This window comes from Gemmata sp. SH-PL17, from assembly GCF_001610855.1.
Taxonomy (GTDB): Bacteria; Planctomycetota; Planctomycetia; order Gemmatales; family Gemmataceae; genus Gemmata; species Gemmata massiliana.
This window is the reverse complement of record NZ_CP011271.1, coordinates 3,128,057-3,154,478: the sequence shown is the minus strand read 5'-3', so window position 1 is coordinate 3,154,478 and position 26,422 is coordinate 3,128,057. Positions and strand designations below refer to the sequence as shown.

General features: G+C 62.8%; 18 protein-coding genes. 13 read left to right on the top strand and 5 right to left on the bottom strand.

Translation table 11 applies throughout. The annotated features are described in order from the left end of the window. Positions 1-15: 15 nt before the first annotated feature. Together VT84_RS12985 and VT84_RS12980 are read left to right on the top strand one after the other, a co-directional pair. The gene (locus tag VT84_RS12985; protein ID WP_082839828.1) at positions 16-795 is read left to right on the top strand and encodes a hypothetical protein; all 780 of its coding nucleotides are present in this window, start codon (positions 16-18) and stop codon (positions 793-795) included. Positions 796-919: 124 nt separating this feature from the next. Next, on the top strand, positions 920-2,230 hold the full coding sequence (locus tag VT84_RS12980) for a PKD domain-containing protein (RefSeq protein WP_052558345.1): 1,311 nt from the start codon (positions 920-922) through the stop codon (positions 2,228-2,230). Positions 2,231-2,253: 23 nt separating this feature from the next. Here VT84_RS12980 and VT84_RS12975 read toward each other — a convergent pair whose 3' ends face one another. Continuing rightward, positions 2,254-4,635: a sigma-70 family RNA polymerase sigma factor gene (locus VT84_RS12975; RefSeq protein WP_162271688.1), complete on the bottom strand. Its 2,382-nt coding sequence runs from the start codon at positions 4,633-4,635 to the stop codon at positions 2,254-2,256. A gap of 175 nt (positions 4,636-4,810) precedes the next feature. Here VT84_RS12975 and VT84_RS12970 point away from each other — a divergent pair, with 175 nt between their 5' ends. The 6 genes from VT84_RS12970 (at position 4,811) to VT84_RS12945 (ending at position 9,914) form a co-directional block, all read left to right on the top strand. After that, a complete protein-coding gene (locus tag VT84_RS12970) occupies positions 4,811-5,131 on the top strand; it encodes a DUF971 domain-containing protein (RefSeq protein WP_052558348.1) in 321 nt (106 codons plus the stop codon). 79 nt (positions 5,132-5,210) lie between these two features. After that, positions 5,211-6,020, top strand: a complete 810-nt coding sequence (locus VT84_RS12965) for an Mrp/NBP35 family ATP-binding protein (protein ID WP_082839826.1) — start codon at positions 5,211-5,213, stop codon at positions 6,018-6,020. Positions 6,021-6,313: 293 nt separating this feature from the next. Then, a complete protein-coding gene (locus VT84_RS12960) occupies positions 6,314-6,850 on the top strand; it encodes a sigma-70 family RNA polymerase sigma factor (RefSeq protein ID WP_162271687.1) in 537 nt (178 codons plus the stop codon). Further along, positions 6,847-8,205 (top strand): FecR domain-containing protein, encoded by a 1,359-nt coding sequence (locus VT84_RS12955; RefSeq protein WP_162271686.1) that lies wholly within the window; start codon positions 6,847-6,849, stop codon positions 8,203-8,205. The genes VT84_RS12960 and VT84_RS12955 overlap by 4 nt, the downstream gene beginning before the upstream one ends. Before the next feature lie 57 nt (positions 8,206-8,262). After that, positions 8,263-9,276, top strand: coding sequence for a DUF1559 domain-containing protein (locus VT84_RS12950; protein WP_052558356.1), 1,014 nt, complete (start codon positions 8,263-8,265; stop codon positions 9,274-9,276). Between the two features lie 71 nt (positions 9,277-9,347). Continuing rightward, positions 9,348-9,914, top strand: a complete 567-nt coding sequence (locus VT84_RS12945) for a hypothetical protein (RefSeq protein ID WP_052558358.1) — start codon at positions 9,348-9,350, stop codon at positions 9,912-9,914. A gap of 113 nt (positions 9,915-10,027) precedes the next feature. Here VT84_RS12945 and VT84_RS12940 read toward each other — a convergent pair whose 3' ends face one another. Next, entirely contained in the window at positions 10,028-14,224 is a 4,197-nt protein-coding gene (locus tag VT84_RS12940; RefSeq protein ID WP_082839823.1) for a hypothetical protein, read from the bottom strand. Between the two features lie 350 nt (positions 14,225-14,574). Between VT84_RS12940 and VT84_RS12935 the strand changes: the two genes are divergently transcribed. The 5 genes from VT84_RS12935 to VT84_RS12915 all read left to right on the top strand — a co-directional run bounded on the left by VT84_RS12935 (position 14,575) and on the right by VT84_RS12915 (position 20,691). Then, a complete protein-coding gene (locus VT84_RS12935; RefSeq protein WP_082839822.1) occupies positions 14,575-14,961 on the top strand; it encodes a hypothetical protein in 387 nt (128 codons plus the stop codon). Between the two features lie 155 nt (positions 14,962-15,116). Further along, a complete protein-coding gene (locus VT84_RS12930) occupies positions 15,117-16,823 on the top strand; it encodes a TIGR02996 domain-containing protein (protein WP_082839821.1) in 1,707 nt (568 codons plus the stop codon). 48 nt (positions 16,824-16,871) lie between these two features. Further along, on the top strand, positions 16,872-17,612 hold the full coding sequence (locus VT84_RS12925) for a DUF1559 domain-containing protein (RefSeq protein WP_162271685.1): 741 nt from the start codon (positions 16,872-16,874) through the stop codon (positions 17,610-17,612). Positions 17,613-17,669: 57 nt separating this feature from the next. Continuing rightward, a complete protein-coding gene (locus tag VT84_RS12920) occupies positions 17,670-18,602 on the top strand; it encodes a hypothetical protein (RefSeq protein WP_082839819.1) in 933 nt (310 codons plus the stop codon). Between the two features lie 316 nt (positions 18,603-18,918). Further along, on the top strand, positions 18,919-20,691 hold the full coding sequence (locus VT84_RS12915; protein WP_052558377.1) for an RNA polymerase sigma factor: 1,773 nt from the start codon (positions 18,919-18,921) through the stop codon (positions 20,689-20,691). Between the two features lie 97 nt (positions 20,692-20,788). Here VT84_RS12915 and VT84_RS12910 read toward each other — a convergent pair whose 3' ends face one another. The 3 genes from VT84_RS12910 to VT84_RS12900 form a co-directional block, all read right to left on the bottom strand. After that, positions 20,789-24,451, bottom strand: a complete 3,663-nt coding sequence (locus tag VT84_RS12910; RefSeq protein WP_082839818.1) for a protein kinase domain-containing protein — start codon at positions 24,449-24,451, stop codon at positions 20,789-20,791. A gap of 276 nt (positions 24,452-24,727) precedes the next feature. Beyond that, the gene (locus VT84_RS12905) at positions 24,728-25,474 is read right to left on the bottom strand and encodes an ATP-grasp domain-containing protein (RefSeq protein WP_052558384.1); all 747 of its coding nucleotides are present in this window, start codon (positions 25,472-25,474) and stop codon (positions 24,728-24,730) included. Positions 25,475-25,581: 107 nt separating this feature from the next. Further along, a complete protein-coding gene (locus tag VT84_RS12900; RefSeq protein ID WP_162271684.1) occupies positions 25,582-26,409 on the bottom strand; it encodes a polysaccharide biosynthesis/export family protein in 828 nt (275 codons plus the stop codon). Between the last annotated feature and the right edge of the window lie 13 nt (positions 26,410-26,422).

The window sequence follows — 26,422 nt, the reverse complement described above, 5'->3', positions numbered from 1 at the left end:
GTTTCGGAGATCCAAGTGCCCCACGTGTGGATTCTCTATCTCGCTATCGGAACGCTGGTCTCCTCGTTCGTTGGCGCAATCACTCTCCGAGCGGCCCTTCACGCCACAAACGTGATGGCTCGAGGCGGTCACAAGCGGGCACCCGCCCTCCCCTTCCCGTCGTTCGACTGGTCGGTCACCCTGATGGTGATCGCGAACGTCCTCAATCTTCCTGTTTCCTGGGGCGTGAGCGAATTCGTCACCGAGATCCCGTCACTCAAGGGTGCCGATAAAACAGATCTGGCCTTCGTCGCCATGCTAGTCGCGTTGCCGCTGAACTTGATGGTCCTCGCGAATGTGCTCAAGGTGGGCATACCGACCACCCTCCCTCATGCCTGTTCGGTCGTGTTATTCCAGGTGGTATTTAGTGTTGTGTACGGCATAGTGGCCGGTGCGATCGCGGTCGCGTTCGTGTTTGCAGCTTGGGCAATCGATACGGGCGGAATCCCCCAGACAACGGCGAATGCGGTTCAAAGCCCGATCCTAATCGGCGGAATCATCGCGGGGATCTTTGGGGCCGGAACGGTCTTCATCGTGTGTCTGAACAAATTGGAAGGGACAGACGATCGGGGCTCGAGCACCCCACGTGCCGCGAAGTTGCCCGTAGTGCAGCCAGAAACGGTCACACAAACTGACGATCATCGAACAGCCGTGCCAGAGCCAGAGCCCAATGTCGGGCACACGGCCCGCGTGATTACGGTTCTCACGCTCGTGGCGATCATCTTCGGCATTCTGGTTTTCGGCTTCCGCCGGTAGATCGCGAACTTTACCGACGTCTGAAGCGTTCCCCGAACGGGGCACCGGTTCGTATTGCCCCCGCTTTCCCCTCCAGCGTATCCTCCGGAATCAGAAATTCTCCCCGGTCACGGAGGGCCGCGCGATGTCCGATACTGCTTCTGCCCCAACATCCCACTCAACGCCCGCGAAATCGGGTTCGAGCGGCTGGCTCAAGGCCGCGCTTCTCGGTCTGCTCGGTCTCGGTGGTGGCGCGGCCGGCACCTACGCGACGGCAGTGGTCGACCGCGTGGTGAAGCCCACCAAACCGGTTGCGAACTTTGCCGTGAACGCCGACGGATTGACCCTCGCTTGTGACAACCGCGCCAGTGGCGAAAGCGGCTGGTGGGATTTCGGCGACGGTACTCCGTTGGAACCCTATGCCGCCGAGCAACACGTTTCGCACACCTACACCAAACCGGGCAGTTACACGGTCAAACTGACGGTCCGTAACTACCTCGGCGACGAGAACGAGCGCACGGTTCCGGTCGACATGGCCGCGGCGACACAAAATGGCCCCCCACCGAGCATTAACGCCTTCGCGGTGCAGCCCGTGTCCGGCACGACCGCACCGGCAACGTTCCGCCTCACCGCCGACGTTGCCAACGCGAGTACATGTGTGTGGGACTTTGGCGAAAACGGCATTGAAGTGACCGCGGGGGGCAAAATCGACCGACTCGTCACGTTCGAGAAGTCGGGCACATTCCCCATCTCGCTCGTTGCGCATAACGGGAAACAGGCCGCGAAACAGTCCGGGTCCGCGACGGTCGAAAAGCCGCGCGAGGGCACGACGATGGCCGTCCTGAAAGTGACGGATTCCGGGACCAAAGTAGACCGCGTCACTACGGTTGAATCGGTCGCGATCCCGGTCCCCACGGACAAGAACGCGACCACGTTCACCAAGTACATCGCGGCCCGCCCCGGCCACAGCGTCACGGAAGCCGCACTCGGCACTGCTCCCGCGAGCGCGAAGAACGTCAAAGTGGAAGTGGCACAGGATAAACGGTCGGTGAAGGTAACCGGCGAGTGGGCCGGCGACACCAAGGCCACGAACAAGGCCGCGGGCGGGTCCGACGCGCTCGTCCGCGTGAAGGTCACTCAGGAGCGCACCACGCCGCACCCGGCGAGTGTCACGATGGTGACGGGAACGTTCGCAACGGTCGGCCAAACGATCCGTGCCGACCTGCCCCTCCCTCCCGCCCCGCTCGGGCTCACCGGGAGCAAGCGCGAGTATCAGCTCGAAATCCGCAGCGTCCGAGACGGTAAATCCAGCACGCTGCTGCAAGCGCCCCTAGCCGGTAAGGGACCGCTGAGCTTCCCGTGGACGGAAACTCAGCGCGGGAACGGCTGGTCCGTGAACTACAACGCGAAGCTCGAAGGCGAAACAGTGGTCGTCACCTGGGTGACGACGAAGTAACCAGCAACCGCGAACGCCCGCTCTTACTTCTGTGGGGCGGGTGTTCGCGCTTTTTCCCGTTTGGCGAGCCGATCGACGGACGCCTTCGCCTCTTGTGTCAGGCGCATTTCAGCGGGCCCCGCGGTGAGTGCATCAAGCAACTTCCGGGCGTCCGCGTTCCCGATCGCTTCGAGCGCTTCTACTGCACGAATCTCGCGAAGCATTTCGGCCGAAGGTTCCGCGCTATCGATTCGGGCCAATAGTGCGTTCAACCGCTGCCGTGTTTCGGGAGACGGAGTACCCGCCAGTGCCTTCCGGAGCGCCGATGCGGCGCGATCACCCAGAGCCGTCAGTTCCTTCGTAGCTCGCTCGCGAACCTCGAACGTTTCGTTATCCAGATCCCCAATCAGGCGCTCAATCGGTTTAGTGTCCGCCTTCGATGCGGCGAGGAGCCGTTCACTCAGAAACGGTACTCCGGCTTTGGCCGAAAGCACCAACCGGCTCAGCGCGGCGTGCCCTTTGGCTGCGTCGCCACCGAGATCCTTCCAGTCGGCTTCGAGTTCGACCGCCGAGCGCTCGACAGATGTCCGCACCCGGCTGGTGATCCGGCTCACGTCCCAGACCTCGACCGTTTTGTTTAACCCGCCCGATGCGAACGACCGCCCGTCGGGAGAGAACACAACGGACAGCACCCAACCACCTTTGTTCGGATCGACCTCCTTACCAAACGAACTCAGCTCCTTACACGTCAGCAAATCCCAGAGGCGCACGGTACCGTCCATGCTTCCCGTTGCGAGTGTCCGGCCATCAGGGGAGAACGCGAAATCGCAGACCGCGTCCTTGTGCCCGATCAGTTTGGCGCGCTCCCGACCCGTCACGGTGTCACGCAAGATAATATCCTTGTCACTCGAATGGACGAGAGTACGCCCGTCGGTTGATAGAGCCACGTGCTGACCGAGTCGCCCCACCACCTGCCCATTTAACGGAGACGCCTTCTCTTTCCCGGTCGCCACGTCCCAGACGCGGACGACGTCCGACATGATGGTGAGCCGCGTGACTCCGTCCCCGCGTTGAGGAGTGGGCGGGTGGCCTGTGGAAAGAAGCGTCTTGCCATCAGAGGCGAACGTGAGTGATTCGATGCGCAACTGCTTCTCGCCCCCACGAATTTCGCGGACCAATTTGCCGGTCGCGGCCTCATAGAACCCGATGTGTTGGTACCCGCCGCACGCGATCAGTTTGCCGTCCGGTGAAATTGCGACGCTACCCGTTTCGGCCGGAAGCGAACGCACTTTCTCGCCGGTACGCTGGTCCCAAACCACCACGCTCCACTTGTCTTGTGATTCCCGAACCGAAGTCACAACGAGCGTACCGTCTGGCGAAAACGCGATGTGGCCGAACTCGTTGTTCCCCTTCGTGGCGGGGAACTCCAATTTGCGCGTTTCCTTCCCCGTAGCCGCGTCCCAGAGACGCGCCGTGCCGTCCCACGCGGCGGTGGCGATCCACCGACCGTCCGGAGAGAACGCGACCGACGTCACCCGGTCCGCGTGCCCCGCCAGCACCTGTGTCGGCTTCGGTTCTCCTTCGGCCGCTCCGGGTGCCTTTACGCCGGCGGGCGGTGTTGCAGGGGCCGTGGGTGGAGGACCGAATCCTGCTGCCACAACGCTCGCAATCAGCCCGACCGTCACCGCGACGACAGTGCAAATCAACTTGGTACTCGATGCGGTCATGTCCGTTGCTCCTTTCGCGAGCCACAGAACGGCGGGCGACGCATTGGCCCGCGTGAGATTCAACACTCTCACCACCACACCGGACGGAACGGCACCGGCAACCGAGGCGATCCCCAGCGCAGCCAGTCCGGGAACGACGCCGCGCTCGGTGAGTCGGGCGACCAACCGCTTTTTCGCCCGGGCCACGTGCCCGGCGACCGCACCCGGAGTCGCTCCGAGTCGGCGGGCGGCTTCGGCCTGGGTCAAGCCTTCCAGTACACACAGGACGAAGGCCACACGGTCGGTCCCGGGTAGATTCGCGACTTCCCGGTGAACGGCAGCCATCGTGTCGCCCCAGTCGTCCGGAGGTGTGCGGGAAGTCGATTCCGAGATCGCGGCGTTCCGCTCGTGTGCCCGTCGGCGGCCCGCGGCCCGACGCGCTGTGAGCGAAACCCGGACGGCCACGCCGTGGAGCCACGAAGCCAGAACCGTTCCGTCCCGGACGGTGGACCTTAGCAGAGCCAGGAACGTGGCCTGAAATGCGTCTTCCGCGTCGGACTCGCCGAGCAGGTGACGACACACGCCCCACACGAGCGGCCCGTGCCGGGCGACCAGTTCGGCGAACGCATCCGGGTCGTCCCGGATTAGAGTCAGCAACTCCGGATCGGAGCGCACGTCCCCGGCCGCACGGCAAACGAGCGTATGTAAGCGGTGTTCCACAGCGCCTCCGTCACGACTTCCCCGTATAGTCGCCGGCCGACTCCCGCTTCTGCGCGCAGAAGCGCGATTCTCCGGATCGTACCCGACTGTGGCCCCGCGCCGAAGCGCGGCGCGGGTGGGCCGCGCCGTTCGGCCCACTATAATCAAGTGCGATACTTCGCTGTGGAGCACGCAGATGGCCGACGAACTCCGCCCACTGTCCCTCAAGCGCGAGGGCGACGGGCTGAAGATCGAGTGGAGCGACGGCGTAACGACGGTCGCGTCGTGGAAGACGCTCCGCGCGAAGTGCCCGTGCGCGACGTGTAACGAGGAGCGCGGAAAGCCGGTCGATCCGTTCCGCATCCTGTCGCCGCAAGAGGTCGCGGCCGGCGCCCCGGCACCCGTCGCGATGACGCCGGTCGGTTACTACGCCTACCAGATCAAGTGGAACGACGGCCACGACACGGGCATTTACCCGCTCACGTTACTTCGCGAACTAAGCGAACGTTCTGCGTAATTGAAGCCGTGAGGTTGCACGCAGCCCGCGGTATACATCTCATCCCACTCGCGCCGAACCGTTCGCCAGGAGATAGTCCATGAACCCGCAGATGCCCCCGAAGATCTCGCTACCCGGTGTGAAACAAGTGATCGCGGTCGCGAGCGGTAAGGGCGGCGTGGGTAAGTCCACGGTCGCGGCGAACCTCGCGATGGCACTGCACATGTCCGGGAAGACGGTCGGACTGATGGACGCAGACATTTACGGCCCGTCCGTGCCGCTCATGTTCGGCCTCGGCACGCTCGACCCGAAAACGACCGCGTTCCCGATCGAGAAGTACGGCATCCGGCTCATGAGTATGGGATTCCTCGTGGATCCGAGTCAGGCCGTCATCTGGCGCGGGCCGAAGGTCGCACAGGCGGTGCAGTCGTTTCTCGCGCAGATCGATTGGGGCCAACTCGATTACCTCATCATCGATCTTCCGCCGGGCACCGGTGACGCCCAATTGACCCTCAGCCAGAGCGCGCCACTAACCGGTGCAGTAGTGGTCACGACCCCGGGCGAAGTGAGCCTCATCGACGCCCGCAAGGGCGTGAAGATGTTCGGCGAGGTCCGCGTGCCGATTCTCGGGATCGTCGAGAACATGAGCTACTTCGAGGACGCGGCCGGGAACAAGACCCCGATCTTCGGTGTCGGCGGCGGGTCCAAGCTCGCGGAAGAGAGCGGGGTTGCGTTCCTGGGCGAACTCCCGATCGATCCGCGCGTCGCACAGTGCGGCGACAACGGCGAGCCGATCGTGCGGAAATACCCGGATGCGGCGGTCGCGAAGTCGTACATGGCACTCGCGAAGACCGTCGCGGACGTCGCCAGCAAACCGACCGCGAGTGCTCTGCCTCACGTTCAGTTGTAAACGAAAAACGAAATGGCCACAAAAAGGCACAAAGGGCACAAAAGAAAACCAAGATCAAAATGCGATTAACGGGCACACAGCTTATTCGCTCGTGTGTCCGTTGAATGAGCAGCATCCCTCGCCACCCGATCTCACTTCTCACAAACATTTCTCGTCGTCGTTCCGACCCATCGCAAATTCGATTCGCCACAACTACTGTCACGACAGCAACATATGCCAATTCGGAGAAATTTTGCCACCCGATGTCAGGATCGGGCTGTTATGTTCGTGTGAAGAGTAAGAGAGACTCGCTCATGACTCTCGAACCGGACGGGATCGTCCAAATTCTGCTCCGCGAGCGATTGCGAGTTACGGCCCTAGCCGCGACCGTGACGCGGGACGTGCATGCTGCCGACGACATCTTCCAACAAGTCGTCTTGGCCGCTCTCGAATCCCGCGCGCAGTTCCACGACACCGATCACGTGCTCGCGTGGGCTTTGCGTGCGGCCCGGCACCGGGCGGTCGATTTGGCCAGGAGCCGGCGGTTGCATTCACTCCCGGATGATGTTCTGGATCACTTGGAGGCGCGCTGGTCGGATTCCAAAGACGTGGCGATTTCGGACCGGAGCGAGGCGCTGCACCGGTGCCTCGGCAAGTTGACCGCTTCTGCACAGGAGTTGCTCCGCATGAGGTACGCTGAGGGACTCACTGCCGTCACGGTCGCGAAGCGCCTCCACCGGACGCCGGACGCGGTCTATCAGAACCTGTCGCGCATTCATCGGTCGTTGCGCGAGTGCGTCGAGGGGGAGCTAGGTGGTCAGCCTTCAACAGTGCGGGAGGTGCCCTCGTGACTGCACCATCCGACCTGCGCCTCGCGGAACTGTTCGGCCACTACTGGGACAATGTGCTGACGCCCGCAGAAGCCGAAGAACTGGATCGCAAACTGGCGGCCGATCCCGAATCGCGCGAATGGTTCCGGCTCCTCGTTCTCCAGGCTGTTGCGGTCGCGGACCGAACTCCCGGGCGAAACAGTCGGGAGTTGGAGACCACAACGGAAACGGGCGCCGCTTCGCGGGCTCTTGGCGCGCGACGGTGGAGCCGGCGCCGGGTGTTGCAGTACACGGGCGGAGCGCTCGCAGCGGGAGTAACGGGGATCGCGCTCGGGCGCTGGGTCTGGCCCGACCGAACGCCACCAACAGCCCCCGAACGTTTTGCCCGGCTCGGATCGGTTCGAGGGGACATTACAGTCCGGTCCGCCGATGGAACTGCATACCCGGTCGACGGACCGGTCCCGCCGGGTAGCACGGTTACAGCAAGTGGCCCCAGCGCGTCGGCGGTTCTGTTCTATCCCGACGGCACGAACATTGCTGTCACTCAGGACTCAGCGGTTACGTTGAGTGCGGACGGTACGCAACTGCAACTGGACCGCGGGGTGATCGCGGCAGACGTGCGCCCGCCGCTCGTGGGTCGGGTACCGCTCACGCTGCTCACCACGGAAACGGTCCTCACGGGCGCGAGCGGGGCCATCGTAACCCTCTCGCAGACCGCGACCGTGACGGAAGTGGGTGTTCAACGCGGCGCGGTGAAGGTGTTCGCTCCGACGGGCAAAGCGTTCGGCGAAGTGCGCGGCGGCGAGTTGCTGACAGTTCAAGGCGACGGGGACCAGATTCAGAAGCAACAGATCCGCGAGACGCCCGACAAATACGCGCCGGACCTCGCCCGCCCCCTCGTGGTCGGATTGAGAGGAGATTGGGCCGTGGGGCACCGGCAGCCGATGAACGCCCAAACGGTCGTCGCTCCGGACTTCTGGCACGACCCGTATTACCAGCGGAAAATGCACCAGATCCGCTCCGACAACCAGTGGACGCATGGCTACTTTCGCCTCCACGCCGACTCGCTCGTTCGGGTGCGGTACCGGGTCGAGCGCCCGGGACCGGGACAGGTGTGTTTCTGTGTACGGACCCCGGACGTTCGATCCCCGACTACGGGGATGCTGGAGTGGAACGGTACTTACGCGCCCAACCTCACAAACCCAGGAGGGTGGCAGACGATCGAAGTCCGAGCCGACGCGCTGCTCAACAATAAGCACGCGCCGAAGTTCGGACCGCCGTGGATCGGGTTTCTAATCATTTTCAACACTTACGAATCGGATCTGAAGCTCCAGGTCGCCGAGTTTCGGGTTTCTCCGCCCGAAGCGAACACGTAGTCAGGGCACATCGCCCGTATTATTTTTTTCTCTCCCTCGTTGCCGGAGGACTCTCCCATGCGGCACCGTCGCGGTGGCTTTACGCTCATTGAGTTACTCGTCGTGATCGCGATCATCGCGATCCTGATCGGCCTTCTCTTACCGGCCGTTCAGAAGGTGCGCTCGGCTGCGGCGCGCATCCAGTGCAGCAACAACCTGAAACAGATCGGCATCGCGCTCCACGCCCACGAAGGCACCTACGGGTACTTCCCGACGTCGGGCGCGCAGTCGGCCGCCTTCGGGAACACCGGGGTCGGGTTCGAGACGATGGGCTGGGCGTACCAGATCCTGCCGTACATCGAACAGGACAACGTGTACAAGATCGGCCAGCAGAGCGGGCCGAACAACTGGAACGCGAGCATCGGTAAAGCGATGGTCGAGATCCAAGTGAAGACGTACCTCTGCCCGGCCCGCGGGAACCGCGCGTCCGCCCCCGCCTCGTGGGGCTCGGTGTACGCGATGGGCGACTACGCCGGCGTGATGGTGGAATGGGGCAACCAGTGGCAGGCCACGCTCCCCCCGGACCCGAACGAGCAAAACACGTTCAAGGGCATCATCACCAAGGGCGGGCACGTCCGGACCGACAACCCGTCCCTGACCCAGAAGTACTCAACGGTGAACGTGACCGGGGTGACGGACGGGACGTCGAACACGATCGCCATCATGGAAAAGGCCGTCTCCGCCAAACAATACCAGCCGACCGCGACGCCGGACTGGGACTGGTGGGAGATCCCGGGCTGGGCGCACAACTCCGACTGGCCGAACATGCGCCTCGTCGGGAACTGGGTTCCCCTACTGCCGGACAACGACACGACCCGCGTGAGCTGGGCGACGGCCAACGGAAAGATGTGGGAACCCGGGTTCGGTTCGGCCCACACGGGCGTGGTGCTCGCGGTGTTCGGTGACGGCTCGGTGCGCGGCATCCAGATGTCGGTCAACACGGGCGGGAACTCCGGGTGGAGCGACGCGAGCTGCGTGCTGTACCACCTTGGTGGCCGGTCCGACGGGTGGGTGGTCAGCTCCAACTTCTGACACCCTGGAGCGCGGCGGGCCGCTACCCGCCGCGCCCGTTTTTTCACCCCACCCAAAATACCGGAGCCACTATGTTCACGAGACTCATTTGCGCGATCGCGCTCGGATCGGCCATCGGGCTAGTCGGGTGCAGCCGCGACCGAACGGCCGAGGCCGTGGGCGCGATGAACACGTCCAACGCCCAGCGCCTCAGCAACATGTACGCGGCGTACCAGAACTTCAAGGGCGGGCGCGGACCGTCCACCGAGGCCGAGTTCCGAGAGTTCATCAAGAGCTACGACCCGAACAAGCTCAAGATGATGAACATCAACCCCGACGACCTCGACAGTCTGTTCAAGTCCGAGTCCGACGGGAAGCCGTTCAAAGTGCGGTACAACGTCGGCGGCGGGCGCGGGTCGCAAGACCCCGTGGTGTTCGAGCAAGAGGGGAAGGACGGGAAGAAGAACGTCGGGTACACCGGCGGGCTCGTCGAAGAGGTCGATGACGCGACCTACAAGCAACTGCTTGCCGGGAAGAGCAACAAAACGCCTCCGGCAGGGGGACCGCCGACCGGGGCCCCGGCCGGTGCGGGGACCAAGGGCCGACCGACCGGGCCGCCGCCCGGAGCGCCGACCGGTCCTCCCGCCCCAGGGCAGTAACGATCGAAATCCTGTTTGGGTCACGAACCCGTGCGTCCGAGCACCGGCACGACTCGCATGCCGACTCGACGCACGGGTTCTTTTCACCGAGACCGACACTCGGTCTCGTCGGTTCACTCCCCGACGTAGACGTTCAATTCCTGGAGTGCCTCCTTCAGTTTCGTCGCTCCGTTCTGAGTCGCTTGCGTTTGCCCCGCGTTAATGTTCCGAAGGCCCTTCAGCCCCGAGAGAGCGGTCAAGCCAGCGTCCGTGATCCGCGTTCCCTGGAGACCGAGCGACTGGAGCTTCGGAAGATCTTTGAGCCGGGCCAGCCCCTCGTCGGTCATGAACGTGTTATCCAGTTGCAGGTATTGAAGATTCGGGAAGTTCTTGAGGCACTCCAACCCGTCGCCGGTGGCTCGCGAACCTTTCAGGTCGACCATCGTCACGTTCTTCAGATCCTTGACGTCCTTCAACCCGGCCCCGGTCACGGCCGTTTCGTCGAGCGCTAGGCGCGTGAGCTTCACCAACCCGTTCAGCGCGGGCAGCCCGGCGTCGGTGATCTGAGTCCGGGAGAGTGTGACAACTTCGAGCCCGGTCAACTCTCCTATCTCTTTTAGCCCGGCATCATTCAGCTGCGACCCGTGCAACAGGAGTTCGTTAAACTCCTTCAACTCCTTAAGTTTCGCGAACCCCGCGCCGGTCACGCGCGTGCCCGAGACGTCCAGCAAGAAGAGCTTCTTCGAGCCAGCCAAGTGCCCAATGCCCGCGTCGGAGAAGGTGCTGTCGGCCAGAACCAGTTCTCCCAATTCGGGCAGTTCCGTGAGCGCCGCGAAACCGGTCCCCCGCACCCGCGTCTTGCTCAGTGCTAGCCGCGTCAGTTTCTTCAAGCTCTTGAGGTGCTCCAGTCCCGCGTCCGTGACGTCGGTGTGATCCAACTGGAGCGACTGCAACTCGGGGAACGCGGCCAGCCCCTTCATACCGGCGTCGGAGAACGGGGTATTCTCCACATCAAGAGACCGCAGCTTCGGCATCTTCTTGAGCTTCTCGAACCCGATTCCGGTCACGCGCGTGCCGCTGAGGTTCAGAACGTCCAAATTGGTCAGGTCGCCGAGGGGTTCCAGCCCCGCGTCAGTAACGTTGGTCCGCCCCAGCGCGAGCGTCCGGAGGGCGGTGAGCGCGCGGACGTGTTTCAGCCCCTCGTCCCCGAACGCGGAGCCTTCGAGGAACAGAACTTCGAGTTGTGTCAGCCCCGCAAGGTGATTGAACCCGGCGCCGGTCGCGGCCGCCCCCGGGAGCGTGAGACTCTTGAGGCTTTTCAGATTCTTGAGGTGCGCGAGCCCCTCATCGGTGAGGCGCCACGAACCCGACCCGGGAATCGACAGGTGCTGCAACCCGACCATCTTCCCGACGTGCCCCAGGGCGGCGTCGGACAGCCCGCGTTGAGGCAGGTACAGTTGCCGGAGCTTGACGAAGTTCGCGAAGACCTTGAGTTTCGCTTCTGTGTCGTCGAACAGGTTGCACGGGAACTCTTCCAGATTCACGAGCGCCGCGAGCGGGGCGAGTTGTTGCGCGTTGAGGTTCTCGCCCGGGAGGTAGAGTTTTCGCAACTTCGTGAGTTTGGCGAGGTGAACCAGCCCGTCGCCCTCGACCCGGGTTCCCGAAAGGTACAGTTCTTCAAGGCCCGTGAGCCCTTTCAGGTAGAAGAGGCCCGCGTCCGTGATCTCGGTGCCGTACCCGAGATTGAGCACGCGGAGCGTCTTCAGGTCGCGCAGGTCGGCGAGGTCCGCGTCCTTGATTTTGGCCTCGTTGAACGTGATCGAGACGATCGGTTTCTCGTCCCCCTTCCCGTACTCGATTTGGCCCGAGAACCGCTTGACCATTGCGGCCGGGTCCGCGGGGTTCAGCTTCCCCTCAACGGGCGGCTTGACCTTCTTGGGCGGGCTGGTGTTCGAGACCTTCGTGCCCCAGATCACCAACTCATCGATGTCCTCCAGCCCACTGAGCTGCGCGAGCCCCGCGTCGGTCAGCGCGGTGCTGCTGAGGTCGAGCTTCTTCAGGTTCTTCAGCCCCTTCAAGTGGGCCACCCCCGCGTCCGTGATCGGGGTACTACCCAGGTTGAGCACCTCCAAACTCGTGAGTTTGGCGAGGTGCGCGACACCCGCGTCGGGGATCTTCGTGGACTCCAGTTTCAGCACCCGGAGCTTGGTCATTCCCTTAAGTGCTTTGACGCCGTCGCCGCTGAGCTGCGTGCTGTGCAGGTCGAGTTCCTCCAGGCGCACCAAGCCCGCGATGCTCTCCAGACCGGAATCATTAATCTGCGTCCCGCTCACGTTCAGCCGGGTCAGGTTCGGGAGGTCTTTCAACTGGGCCAGTCCCGGGCCGAGCAGTTTGATCGAGCTGAGGTCCAGTTCGATGAGGCCGGTCACGGTCTTCAGGTTGGCGAGCGTGGAATCGTCGAACTCCGATCCGCGCAACCGGAGCGTTTTGAGTTTCTTCGCGCCCGCGAGGTGTGCCAACCCGGGGCCCTTGAATTTGGTCGAATACGAGTACCCGCCCCCGATATCGAGGGTTTCGAGTTCGGGCAGCTCCGCGAGTGACTTGACCCCGGCGTCGGTAATGTTCGCGTAACTCACGGTCAGATCCTTTAGCTGTGAGAAACCCGCCAGAGTCGCGGCCCCCGTGTCCGTGATCGGCCTCCTGTACACATTGAGTTTCTCCAACTTCGTGAGCGCTTTGAGGTGAGCCAGCCCCTCGTCGGTCACATACGCCTCGCTGAGATTGAGAACCCGAATCTCGGGGAACTTCGCGAGCAGCGCGAGGGTCGCGTCGGTCGCCTTCGAGTTCAGGCGCACCTCGTCGGGCTTCTCTTTTTCACCGTACCCGGGCGCCGCCTTGAACGGTGCCAGTGCCGAGGTCGGGTCGGCGGGGAGCGGCGTCTTGCGTGCCAGCGATTCCGCGCAACGGATCATGAGCAGGCAGTCTGCGCGGGAGTGTTCGACCGACTTGTCGTTGAACTGTGTGTAGTTCTGAACGGACACGTCCTGGTGCCCCACCACTTTCATCATGGTGAAGTTGAAGCTCTGTTTGTTCCCCCAGCTACTATCCGTGAAAACCAGATCCCCGGAGTTGACAACGGCTTTGTTGCCGTAACCCGTCAGGTTCTCGCGCGCGGAATGGAGGTGCTGGCGCCCGAGTTCGATCGTCAGCCCGAAGTGCTCGTCCTTCGTCACGCGGATGGTGCCGTAGGACTCTTTAATCTGGCTCCCCTCCGGGGCCTCGAGCGTCGCATCCAACCCGGCGGGGCTGAGGTCGAGCTTCACCAATTTGGTGCCGCTCCCGGACCCGGTGATCTGTTCGCGCACGTCGCCCGCGGGCACCTCTTTTGGCGGCTCGGGGCGCTTGTCGCCCCCACCTCCGCCGCCCCCCAAAATATCGAGTTTACGTTCCCCCGGGCGATCGCCCTTGATGCGCGCAATGTCCTTTTCCTGTTCGGCCGCCGCCACGACCAGGACGACGCCCATCAGCGGCGCGTAGCCGAGGAAGAACAGGAACCCGAGGATCGCGCACACCAGCACGAGCGGGTTCGACCGCGGGCGCCGGCGCTCCTCCGCGGCCCGTTCCGCGAGGCGCTGGGCTTTCGCGGCGGACTGCATCATCAGCCCGAGCACGCCCGCGACGATGAGGGCGCACGTGAACACCAGCGTTTTGGGGAAGATGACCGCGGGCGCGACCACCGAGGCGAGCATCAGCAGTCCACCCGCAACGCCGATTCGGGCCACCCCGAGCAACCCTCCGACCAGACCCGCGCACGCGGCCAGGAGCATCAGCGGGTACACTTTCCGGTGCGCCGTCAGGACGTCCGTTGCCTTGGTAACCTCGGTCGAAGCGTTGCCCCCCTGGAACATTTCCGCGAGCGCCACGATGCCGCTCACCTCGGCTTGCTCGCGCTGCCACAAGAAAAAGATCACCCCGCACGTGGCGGCCGCGGCCAGCCCGCCGAAAAGCACCGTTATCCGCAAAAACGCCTGCGACGCGGGCCGCACCTTTCGCGGTTTCTTGGGGGGCGCCTCCGGCTCCTCGTCACCGCCCCGCGGCCGGGTCCGTACCGGTGCCGGCTCGGGCACCTCGTCCGCGACCGGTTGGACTTCAGGTTCAACCACCGGCTTCTCAGCAACTTCGGGTTTCTCGACAACTTCGTATAGCGCGCCGACGGGAAGTTCCGCGGTGAGAACCTGTTTGCAGGCCGGGCACCGCCCCTTCTTACCGATCGCGGTTTCGGGCACCTTGAATTGGTGCTGACAGTGGGGGCAAAAAATGGAGACGGCCAAGGCGATTCTCCCGGATCGGGGTGGGCGCGGCGGGTGTGAGGCAACCGAACGATCAGCTTTCGGGTAGTGTGCGAACCCCGGGCTGTACAGTCAACGGCATTCTCGTAACCGCAACTCATTAAACGCCTGTAATGATCTGCACATTATCTGACAAACCCGCCAGGAGTGTTTAGTGGGGCAAAACGGTTCGGCTCACGCCACTCCCATTGACTTAGTGGGCCGGTACCTGTGCCCCTCCATTCGACCAACGCGGGATGTTGGTGCGCGCAGATTTCGGGTATATCGGAACGGTGCAGCGGGCGCCGTTCTGAAACGCACCCAAGACCCGATCCCGAGATACCGAGGTTCCCATGTATCGCGCGTTCGGTCTGCTCCGCCCCGATTCCGATTTCACGTCTACCGAAGCACTTGCGCGGCTCCGAGCGAAATTCCCCGACTTCACCGCGACACGCGAGGGAGACACGGTGACGATTGCAAGGGGCGATTGGTGGATCGCGCTGACGCTCGTGAGCGGGGACGAGATCCGCGAAGAAACGAACGGGCTTGTGGGGCACCTCGCGGGCGTCGAACCGGACGAGGCCGAGGCACTGATCGCGTCCGGGCGCCGCGTCGAGGTCGGCACCGACGTCCCGGACCCGTTCATGGAGCACTTCAACGATTACCTGTCCGTAGTGGAGGTTCTCAAGAGCTTCAACGGACTGCTCGCGGTGGACCCGAAAGAACCCGGCGTGCTGTAACCGCTACCGCATTGGCACCCGTGCCGATTCTGTTACCATGCGGGCGAGCCGCACGCGGTTTTTCGAGGGATCGCTGTCCCGTTCCTGGCGCGGGCGCCGCGGCCCCAGAGGACGCCCCGGCTCGAACACGAACTCGGGTGGGAACCTAAACCCGCATGTCCACCGAAGCCGCCCTGCTGCGCGCCATTCGCGAATCGCCCGACGAAGACACCCCGCGTCTCGTCTACGCCGACTACCTCGACGAAGAGGGGCATTCGGCGCGCGCCGAGTTCATCCGCGTTCAGATCGAACGGGCGCGCCTACCCGAAGGCGCGCCGCAGCGTGCGGCACTCGAAGACCGTGAACACGACCTGCTCGCGGAACACGAGTCCGCGTGGCTCGGCGTCGCGCCCGACGACATGGACGGGCTGACCGAGTGGGAGTTCGAGCGCGGGTTCGTGAACGAGGTCGCGGCCAACCCGTACTTCATGCTCGGTCCCGGGTCCGACCTGTGTGCCGCGCACCCGGTCCGCCGGTGGCGCGTGCAGGGCGGGCAGATGGACATGATCGAAGACCTGCGCGAAACGGGCCAGAAAGCCTGGTTCGGGCGCCTCGAAGCGGTCGACCTCGCGGGCTGGTACACGACGATCGGTGAACTCGGACACTTCCTGTGCCGGTCTAACTTCGCGCGCCTCCGCGAACTCGATCTCACCGCTCGCCCGGGTTTGGGCGATCTGCCCGAACTTCTGGGGTACGCACCCTTTCGCGATCAGCTGAAGGTGCTGCGGTGCGGAGCGCCGGCCCAGTATTACGACGAGGGGCGCCTCGATGCGTGGGAACTGGTTCGCGCGCTCGGAACGGATTCGCGGCTCGAAGAACTGACCGCGACCGGCGCGCAGCTCACCGCAGACGACCTCGAAGGTTTACTCGCGGCCCCGTGCTGCCAGAGCCTTACCGCGCTGGATCTTCGCTACAACCAGATCGCGCCGAACGGCTGGGAAGCATTCCGTAACTCGAAGTGCCGCCTGCACGAACTTGATATCTCGGGAACGCCTTTGGGCGCGATTTCGCTCGACAACCTCCTCGCTTGTGCTTCGATCGCGGATCTCCAGCGCCTCCAGATAAACGGGTGCGGTAGCGCGACGGCGAACCTGCGCGCCCTCGCACAATCGCGATTCTGGACGCGGGCCGAAGCGCTCCGGATGCAGCAGGGTTCGGTCCCGGAAATCTCGCTCGAGCCACTGTTCACGGCAACCGGTTCGTCCGCGCTCCGCGTGCTCGATGTGGGGCAAAACTGGTTGCGCGATGGGGGCGTGGCTCAACTCTGCGAGGCACCGTGGGCCGGCGCGCTCACGTACCTCGACCTGTCCTCGAACTACCTCACAGACGAAGCGCTCCGCACACTCGCACGCAGCGGGCGCTTCAAGAACCTGCACACGCTGCACCTGAATTTCAACAGCGTGTACCACCAGGACGAAGCCGAGCCGCACGAATCGATCACCGACGCCGGGCTTCGCACGCTCGCGGAATGTCCCGATCTGGCGAACCTTCGCGTGCTCTCGGTGAGCGGCACGCGCATCTCCGACGCGGGCGTGGACGCGGTGTTCAACTCGCCGCACTGGAGGCTCAGTGGGCTCCGGCTCTCGCAATGCCAACTGCGGCGCAGCGTGCTGGACGTCCTCGCATCCTCACCGCGGCTCGCGCGCCTTCAGGTGCTCGATTTGAGCCGAAACGACGAAATCGACGTCGACGATCTTTCGCCGCTCGCGGAATCCGAGTACCTTTCTCCTCAAACCGAGTTGGACATCAGCGGAATGTACAACGCCCACTCGACCGTCCGAACCGCCCTCATCGAGCGCCTCGGTCGGCGACTCAGCGAGTGAGGGCGTTGGTCCGCGATGGGCGACGGCACTCATCTCTGGAGAGCAGCCATGCGTCGGTTCCTGTGCGGCGCACTCGCATTGATCGCGTTCTCCGCGCTCAGCGCAACCAAAAGCCAAGCATTCACTCGAACCCCTCAGCACCTGAAACCGGACCCAATGGCGGTCGCGAATCCCAGAGAGGTCGCGGCCATCGCGCCTTCGGCGAACAATCTGCGGCGCATTGCCATCGCGATGCACGAATACAGTGACAAGCACGGCATCCTTCCGCCGGCAGCGTACTGGAACAAAGCCGGGCAAGCGTGCCTGAGTTGGCGCGTGCTGATCCTGCCGCAACTCGGGCACGAAGCGCTCTACAAGCAGTTCAAATTGGACGAGCCGTGGGACAGCGAGCACAACAAGAAGTTGCTCGCCAAGATGCCCTCCGTGTACGCGACCCCGGGCCTCACCAAATCGAGAAGCACCGAGACGTACTACCGCGTGTTCGTCGGCAACGGTGCGGGCTTCGACTGGATCTTCGGCATGGGATTGCCGGCCTCTTTCCCGGATGGTACGGCCAACACACTCATGTGTGCGATCGCAAGCACCTCCGTGCCCTGGAGCAAGCCGGACGAGTTGGAGTTCGATCCCGAGAAGGATGCGACCAAGCTGCTCGGCACGTTGCCCACCGGTCAGCCTCAGGTTGTGATGTTCGACGGCACCGTCAGAACACTGAAGAAGCTCCCGTCCAAACAGACTCTTAAGCTCCTCATCCAGCGTAACGACGGCCAGGTCATACCGGACGATTTCTAAGCAATCTACCCAATTTACGAGCAGTTCGTTAAAGTCATTATACAAAAGGATAAGATTGTGATTCCTCGCACCTTTGTCTTTTCGCTTCTGCTGCTACTCCTTGCCAATTCTTTTGCAACCTGCTCTGACAAGCCCCAACCAGGCACAGCGTCAGAGGCGGAGATACTAAAGCGAATCGACAAGGCCGCTAAAACGGCCGAGATTTATGGCATCGGCATTTATCGACCAGATAGGATCGACTTTGAAGATGTAGACGTAACGAATTGGCCCCAGTTCGTACAGTTGCTTCAAGACAACAAAGGCCCCGCGACTCGCGTGATGCAATTCCTGGCAAAGGATCGCCGCGAGCTTGTGGAGAACAAAAACGTAGTCGCTCAGATTGCGGCGAAAAAGCCAACTCCCGAGTTCCGAGGGCTCACATCCGATATTTCGCACGATATCTGCAAAATGATGATGCGCCCCGATTTGTTCTCGGAAAACGATTTAAATGATGTTTCGCTTACTAAAGATCTCAAGGATGCCATCGCACTTGGTGAAAAGAGGACGCACATACAGACATTGTGTCTAAATCGATCTCTGCTGGCAGCGGCGTTTCCGAATCAGGTGGCACCAATTCCCGCACACTATTACCTCACGACAGTTCGAGTCAAAGCCGGCAAATCCGTCATACTTGTCCTGACGTCTTATGAATCTTGCCGATGGCTGATCGAAGTCGAAGAGGGGGGAGAGGTGGCTGCGGTCATTCTGGGCGGAGGGGCGCCACAAGAGGTGGGCGGTGTTAGTGCCCCCGTTCTGTATCTGGTGGCAAATGACCCGTACAAGAAACCCAGAGCGGGAGATAGGATCGGAATAGCATATGATGTAAACAGTAAGGAATACGCGGTCCAAGAAGAGAAAATCAAGTCAATTACTGGGAAGCCATTCACCAATTTTCAGGGACAGAATACGGCACCGCAAGGCGGATTCATTGTTAAACCTAACGCTAAATAACGTCGTGATCTAGTAAGCCGAAAGGACATTCAGAAGCACCCTCCTTCAAGACCGGGTTCGCTCCGTTAGTGTAACCGTATTTTATTCGCCCGATGCTGCGGGCATAGGTGTTCGCGCTCGTCTCACGGGACTTTGCGAGGCGAGGGCCGCAAACGGAACTCACGGTTCCGGCGTTGGTGTTCGGACGGCACAAATCGATCTCAAATACGCCCGAAAACCGTTCTCGTGACCTTCGGGAAAATTCTTTCGAGTTTTTCCGAAGTGTGCGGCACCGAGCGGGAACTGTACCGGCGTCGGCACTCGGTCGGAGGGGGCAATGGCTGCGTCATCCCGAGGGTTGTTCGGCTTCGTCGCTCGACTGCGCCCGGCGCTGTCGGCCGATTCCGACGCGGACCTCCTGGAGCGGTTCGTCCGGACCGCGGACCAGACCGCGTTTGCGGGCTTGGTTCAGCGTCACGGGGCGATGGTTCTCTCGGTGTGCCGCCGGCGGTTGGTGTCCGAAACCGACGCGGAAGATGCGTTCCAGGCCGTGTTTCTGGCTCTGGCGACCTCGGCCGCGACGATCCGCCGGCGCGAATCTCTGTCCGGTTGGCTGTACAGGGTAGCTCATCAGATCGCACTGAAAGCCGCCGGTCGGCGCGCCCGGCACTCCGTCGCAGCGCTCCCGACGAGCGAGGTGCCGATGCCCGATTCACAACCCCCGTCGTGGGAAACCGACGAACTGAAGGCCGTCATCGACGCAGAAGTCGCGGGCCTACCGGACAAGCTCCGGGCGGTCATCGTGCTGTGTCTGATCGAGGGCCGGACCAACGTCGAAGCGGCCGCGGCGCTGGCCGTACCCACCGGTACGGTCGATTCCCGGCTCAACGCGGCCCGCAAGACGCTTCAGGCCCGGTTGACGCGGCGCGGGGTCGCGGTCGGGGCCGGGGTCGCGCTCGAACAACTGCTCGGCGGACCGGTGGAAGCGGCCGGTCCGCGGCTCACGGAACTGTTTGCCAGCACAATTTCGGCGGTGCTCACCGAGGCCGCCGGACCGGGGGGCGGGGCCGTCTCGCCCGCAGTAATCGAACTAGCCCGAGGAGTAACTGTAATGACGACGAATCTTCGAGGTTTCGCAGCGTTGGGACTCGTATTAGGGTTGTTGGGAAGTGTGGGTGCGGGGTTCTACCTCACCGCGGCCGATCCGGTCGCGCCCAAAACAAAGAGCGCGAATCAACCGCTCGCACCCGAAGCGCCCGCCGCACAACCACCGGTGGCGAAATCCGCGGCGCTGGAAAGCAAAGTGGACCCGAACTCGCGCGGAGAGGCCGCTCTACTCAAACTGGTGGGAGCGGGGCTTGCCCCCGACGGCGTGACGGTCGCAGAAGTCCTGAAAAAGATCGAGGACGAAACCGACCTCATAGTCCGAGTGGACGTGGACGCATTCCGGCGCATTGGGTTGTTCGGTGATGATACCGGCGAAGAGATCGATGCTTCCCTGAAGACGATCTACGAAACAAAACTTCATTTACCCCGGCGGGTCGAGAAAATGCCGATGCGCGACGTGTTGGCCGATTCCTTGGCGCAAACTCGATTCGGCTCCAAGTGTACGTACCGGGTCCGCGGCGACCAATTGGTCATTGTGCCGGCCTACGTTCCCGCATTTCGGCCCGGTGTCAATCCGCTCGATCACGCCGAAGATGATAGTGCCGTTTTAACCGAGAAAATGATTAGTGAACACATCTATGGTGGGGTAGTGAGCGTCTCTGCGGATCGTAAACCGCTCAGCGACATTCTCGCCGATTTGCGGAAACAGACGGGGGCAAACATCGTGCTGGACCCGCGCTGCGAGGGCCAACGGCCGAAGCTGCCCTCACTAACGATCAGTTTGAACGATGCGAGACTGTATGACGCATTGCGGGTGATCACGGACATGGCGGAACTGAAGATGGTGTACGCTGGGAACATCTACTACATCACGACCGTCGAGAACGCGAAGACGTTCCAACCGCCCCTTTCCCGCCAACCCATACTACAAACGCCTCCATTCACCCCGCCGCTTAACCCACAGCCGAACGCCGGTGGAGCGGGAGGCATGCCAATGCGGTAGACGACGTATCGTTCACCAGCTCCAGCAAGATATACCAAAGCGACACGGGCCGGAGCAGTAGCTCCGGCCCGCGTCATATCCAAGGTGCGACCAGCGTCTACTTCGCCAGTTCCTTATCCAAGTACACAGTAACCTTCTCGGCCCACAGTTTACCGTGCGCCTTTAACCCCTTGGGGCTGAAGTGAATCCCCTTCCCGCCCTCGTCGCGGTTGTCGCCGGTAAGCGTGTCGGTGTCCGGCCCCTCCAGTGCGATCCCGCTGTCCCACAACTTCTTCTGCCCCGCACGCGAGTTCTCGAACCGGACCTGGTTGGGGTTGTGGTACGAGACTTGCGCCACGAACCACGGTACCTCCCAACCGGCTACTTTGCGAGTTTCCCGGATCAGGTCCGTCATTTTGCGAGTGTATTCCTCGGGGGGCATGCCCACGTCCGATTCGCCCTGGTGCCATAGCACCGCACGGAACCCGTTCGGCCCGAGTTGGGTCATGCGCCCCGCCGTCCAACGACACAGTTCCCCGCCCGGCCCCCACTGGTTGACGCTCGTGCCCGAGTGTCCGGTCGACGCGATCCCGATGGGAACCTGATACTCCTCGAACATCGCGTCGCCGAACGCCGGCCAGTAGCTCCCGCCAGAAGTGTTGTCGTGAACGCCCGGTTGCGGGTCGTCCCCGATCTGCCAACCGGTTCCACTGAACGAGGACACCATCCCGGACTTCTGCTGAATCCGTTCCTGACCGCAGTTGGTGGAGTTCGACTGCCCCGCACCGACGAACACTTCACCGATACCCACGTGGTCGACGGCCATCTCGCCGACAACCTTACCGTCCTTCAGGGCACGAACCTCGACCTTGTACCACCCTCCGGCTGGTGCGGGGATCGTGGCCTCAAAGGACCGTGCCTTGTCCGCGACCGGGATCTCGCGCCATTGATCGGGCAGTGTGCCCTGGAGCGGTTTGCCCGTCGTGCGCAGTTCCAGGCGATCGTAGGCCGAGCGCATTCGCCCGCGCACGACCATCGCGCCTTGGAGCTTGGTCTTCCGCTGATACACCTGATAATCCGCCGGCGAATCGAGCGTCAAATCGGTCGCGAGTGCAGGTTTGGCCCCCGTGAGGTCACCGAGTTTGCCCGCTTCGGCTGCGTCCGTCAGCCCGAGTTCGACGGTGATGACGCGCTTCTCCTTGGGAGCGAGAGACGCTTCCCAAACCTGATACTTCCCCTCCCACGGTCCCCATACCTTGCTCCCGCCGGTGAACTTCATTTTGGCTCGCCCCGCGAACCAAGTCGTGGTCCCCCACCCCGCCCCTTCGGGAGTCCCGGCGTCCTTGGATAGAGGCGTTTTAACCCACTCGTCCTTCTCGTTCCGCACACCTGTAACCGACGTGTCCATCACCACGAAGAACGGCATGCCCTGGTCGGACCGGTTCTCAACCGTCCAGGTCATCTTGTTCGGGAAGAAGTCGTACTGAACCGCGGCCTTATCGCACTGAGCCGTGATTGTCGTGGGAGAAGGTTGTTTGATGTCGAACGGTAGCGGGTACCCCGGCAGGAAGTACACACCGCGCGAGACGTTGATGTTGGCCTTCAGCACCTCGACCCCGTCGATTTTGATGCTGGGCATGCACCCGTCCGAGTCGACCGTCGCCTCGTACAGTTCGGTCTGAACGACGCGCGCCGGGCCGGACCGCGACACGATCACCGCTCCCGGAGTCAGTACGGGCTTCGGCACCTCGGCGCTGATGATCGGTTCCAGCGTGAACTGCACGCGGTTGTAGGTCTTCGCGGTGCTCTCCCAGACCTGCGACCGGAACTCCGAGAACGGCCCCCAAAGCTTCGTCGCGGCGTCTTCGGTCTGATCAGTCACCTTCACTGCCGCGCGCCCGGATAACCAAGTGGTCGTGCGCCACTTCGGGTCGAGCGGATCAGCGGGAGACCGCGACGCGGGTACCGAAAGCTGTTCGCCCTTCTCGTTCGCGACGTCGTAAACGGAACTCGAATCGAAGAGCAAGTAGTACGGCACGGTGTCGTCGGTCGCGTTGTTCGCCGTGACAGTAAGCCCGTTCGGAGTGAACTCGTAGCGAACGGTAAACGATCCGTTCTTCGCTTCGACAACGTTGGCCGAGGGCTGCTGAATTTCGGTCAACTTGACCAGCCCCTGGTGCCCGGCCTTCTCGTAGTAGAAGTACCCGCCCTGTGCCACCGTCCGGCCGCCCGATAGGGACGCCCCCGTTCGGAGGAACTCGACCCCTGCGACCCGGAAACTACTGAGATTGCCGTCCGATTTGCTAATCAGCGCGTCGTATTTGGCTGCCTGAATGCGCAGCCCGTCAGCCCCGGAAGTGATGGTCACCTTCGGGTTGGCACGCGGCGGGTTCGGTACGCTGGGATTCCCTTGCGTGCCGGTACCCGGTGTTCCGTTATCCGGCCCCGGTGTTGGCGCGACGGGACCGGGCGTGGGATCGGTTCGCGGCCCCTGCGCGACTTGTTGTTTAGACGGTGGCCATAGTGCGTAACCGACGGCCCCGGCGATCCCGATCAGCGCCAGCGCAGCGACGCCGATCCATTTGCCCCCGGACCGGCGCTTGACGAGAACCGGCTCTTCCACAGCCGCAGCCGGTTTGGGCGTGCGTTTGGTGCGCTTGGTCGCGGCCTCGGCGAGCGTCGCCCGCAACCGAGCGGCACTGTCCTGATCGCTCGCGGAGATCCCGACGACGACCTTCTGCTCGCTGGCATCGGACAACCACGGCGCGAGCGCCGCGATCACCTCACCCGGGTTCTGGAACCGGTCCTCGGGCTTCTTCGCCAGCATCTTGGAAACGATTTGAGCCAGTTCCGGCGGGAACGTCCGGTCCTCCGCGGAGAGATCCGGCGGCGGCTTCATCTGGTGCTGCGCGAGTTTCTGCGAGGTCGTGCCTGTAAACGGCGGGCGACCGGTGACGAGTGCGTAGAACGTCGCTCCGAGGCTGTAAATATCGGCCCGGACGTCGATCTCACCCTCGCCGAGTGCCTGTTCGGGCGCGAGAAAATCGACGGTGCCGACGATCGCGCCCTTGTCCAGCATCTCCGTGAGGTTATCGCCCTCACTCCGGAGCGACCGGGCCAATCCCATGTCGAGAATCTTGACCGTACCGTTCGACGCCAGGATGAGGTTCGCGGGCTTGATGTCGCGGTGAACGAACCCCTTCTCGTGCGCGTGTTGAAGGCCGGCCGCGGCCTGCGCGATGTACCCCACAGCCTGCGACGGCGCGACCGGCGTACCGCGTTCGAGGAGCTGGTCGAGCGTGCGCCCCTCCACGAATTCGAGCGCCAAGTAGTAGACGTCACCCTGCTGAGCCACGTCGTGAATGCGAACGATGTTCGGGTGGTCGAGAGCCGCCGCAGCGCGGGCCTCGCGCATGAACCGCTCGATACTCACCTTCTGATCGAGCCCGCGCTGGGAGCGCAACACCTTGAGCGCGACGCGCCGGCGCAGCGCGCCGTGTTCCGCGAGGTACACGGACCCCATTCCGCCCTGGCCGAGTACGTCCTGAATGACGTACTGTCCGAGCTTGAAGCCCTTGTGCCGCCCGGAGAGGAACTGCTTCGCTTGAAAGCGAGTGAGTAAGCCCTCGCGAACGAGAACTTCAGCGGCCCGGATCGGTTCGTCGGGGAGATCGCGAATTTCGGCCAAGCGCTCGTCGAACGCGCCCGGGGAGTGAATCCCGCTCCCGCGGATCAGAGCCAGAAGCTCCGCGGTGCTGGCCGGCACAGGTAATGCTGGCATCGTTTCGTGTCACGCGAGAAAGGAACGGGAACCGCGAAAAGAAAGGGCGACGTGTTCGCGGCATAGCCCCGAAACATAGCTTACCTTTTCCGATCGTGCTGTCGCAATAATTATCCGCGTCCCAGAATTCGGTTGTTCGCTAACCGGAATAATCGGACCTGACAAAGCACTGGTTCGGATGTGAAGGCGATCTGAATGGTCAGAACAGTGCCGTGCGTGTTGCAGCTAAATCTTCTCATGGAAAATATTTGCATCCAGAGAAGGTAGCGCGAAAAGTCAGGTCTCTACTCCGACAATTTGCAGCCAGCGATCCTCCAACATGCGGGCGTAAGCCACCGCGTCTATTCCGTGAGCGCCGAGCGCGAAGGCATCGTTCGCCTCGACCAGCAAGGTGCGCCCGTCAGCAGTAACTCCAAAATCCAGAGCGTAAGCAACCGGGCCGGACGAGTACCCCTCGACGGCCCGACGCACGGTGTCGCTATTCGATACCACAGACCACTCGCCCCTGTAGTGAGCCAGGCCCACGACCGCGCCACGGTGAACGAAGTAGCGCCATTCCGACACGAACGCAACCGGCTCGGCCGTCTGAATGCGGGTGTCGTCATTAAGGTGCTGTAACCGTGCCAATTCGGACGCACCGGTAACAACCGCACCCGCGAACGATTTGGTCTCCACAAGCGGTTTAATGAACAGCGAAACTGCATCGGGAGAACGGAATCGCTCGCGCACGGCCCCGAGTGTCGATTCGCAAATCTCTCGACCGGCGAACTCCAGCAGCGGAGCGGGAAGATCGAGGGGTAACGGTACGGTCGCGCCGATTTGTCGCAGTGCCATGTGAACCGCGACAGTTCCCCCAACAACCAGAGTGCGCGGATCAAGCGGAAGGCACTTTTGAGTCAGATCATCCCACTCGAAGAAATCGAGCGGGTACCCGAGGTGCGAAAATCCACGCCAAGCGGCGTAGCACGCTTCGCTGGCGATTTCACCGCCGGACCTCTTGATGTAGACGCGCCGCAACCTCATTCGCCCTATTCCCACCAAACGAATAGAGTTCCGATTCGGTTCGACTGCGAACGGCGCCCATCTTTGGCAACGGGGCACCCACTCATTTCAACACAACCAGCTGCCCATTACGGCTTCGGAGCAGGGACCGTGGGCAGTCCGCCGCAAGCCGGGTTGCAGTTGCCACTGAAGCAGGACACTTGCGGGCCGTCACACGGTCCGCCGCGCTTGAAGTAGCCCCCGAAGAGGTCTTCAAATGTGCCCTTGCTCGGCACGAAGATCCGGTCGCCCGGGAGCAGTTGGTAGTTCGTCGAAGTATCGCCGAGTTGCACGATGTTCGTGTAGCACACCGGCAACACGGTCCGGCACCCGTCGGGGAGCGAGGGGCGGGCGACGATGATGTTTTGCAGCGACGCCCGGCGCGTCGGCCCGCCCGCCTGCGTGATCGCCGAGAGCACGGTATCGTGCCCCGTGACCGGGAACGCGCCGGGAGCGTTCACTTCGCCGAGCACGTAGAACACTTTCCCCGGGCGCGCGAGTAGACGAACCGTCATGGGCACGGCCTTCTTTTCCTTCGCCGCGACCGTGTCGCGGACTACCGCTTCAACTTCTGGTAGCGTCTTCCCCGCGACTACAGGGCGCCCGTATTGGCCGAGGTCGATGGTACCGTCGGGCTGCACCGGCTGATCCGGCGGGAGCCGGACCGGGGCATCGAGTTCGACCGGCTGCACAAGCAGCGTGTCACCGGCTTCCACGATGTGAGCGGGGAGTAGGGACATCGCGAGTTCGCGCGGCACCGGCGCGGGAACGGGGGCCGTGTCGCGCACGGCCTTCGCGTTCTTACTAAGAGGATTGGTCGGTGTGCTGAACCCGAGCGATTCGCCCACGGTCGAGCACCCAGTTGTAACGAGTATCATTAGGCCGAGGGCGCCGAAGCCCCGCGTGCGAATTGCCATAACACCGACTCCT

Coding starts and splice junctions, on each gene's coding strand:
- VT84_RS12980 (WP_052558345.1), top strand. CDS start 920: ATGTCCGATACTGCTTCTGCCCCAACATCCCACTCAACGCCCGCGAAA.
- VT84_RS12970 (WP_052558348.1), top strand. CDS start 4,811: ATGGCCGACGAACTCCGCCCACTGTCCCTCAAGCGCGAGGGCGACGGG.
- VT84_RS12965 (WP_082839826.1), top strand. CDS start 5,211: ATGAACCCGCAGATGCCCCCGAAGATCTCGCTACCCGGTGTGAAACAA.
- VT84_RS12960 (WP_162271687.1), top strand. CDS start 6,314: ATGACTCTCGAACCGGACGGGATCGTCCAAATTCTGCTCCGCGAGCGA.
- VT84_RS12950 (WP_052558356.1), top strand. CDS start 8,263: ATGCGGCACCGTCGCGGTGGCTTTACGCTCATTGAGTTACTCGTCGTG.
- VT84_RS12945 (WP_052558358.1), top strand. CDS start 9,348: ATGTTCACGAGACTCATTTGCGCGATCGCGCTCGGATCGGCCATCGGG.
- VT84_RS12935 (WP_082839822.1), top strand. CDS start 14,575: ATGTATCGCGCGTTCGGTCTGCTCCGCCCCGATTCCGATTTCACGTCT.
- VT84_RS12930 (WP_082839821.1), top strand. CDS start 15,117: ATGTCCACCGAAGCCGCCCTGCTGCGCGCCATTCGCGAATCGCCCGAC.
- VT84_RS12925 (WP_162271685.1), top strand. CDS start 16,872: ATGCGTCGGTTCCTGTGCGGCGCACTCGCATTGATCGCGTTCTCCGCG.
- VT84_RS12915 (WP_052558377.1), top strand. CDS start 18,919: ATGGCTGCGTCATCCCGAGGGTTGTTCGGCTTCGTCGCTCGACTGCGC.
- VT84_RS12910 (WP_082839818.1), bottom strand. CDS start 24,451: ATGCCAGCATTACCTGTGCCGGCCAGCACCGCGGAGCTTCTGGCTCTG.
- VT84_RS12905 (WP_052558384.1), bottom strand. CDS start 25,474: ATGAGGTTGCGGCGCGTCTACATCAAGAGGTCCGGCGGTGAAATCGCC.
- VT84_RS12900 (WP_162271684.1), bottom strand. CDS start 26,409: ATGGCAATTCGCACGCGGGGCTTCGGCGCCCTCGGCCTAATGATACTC.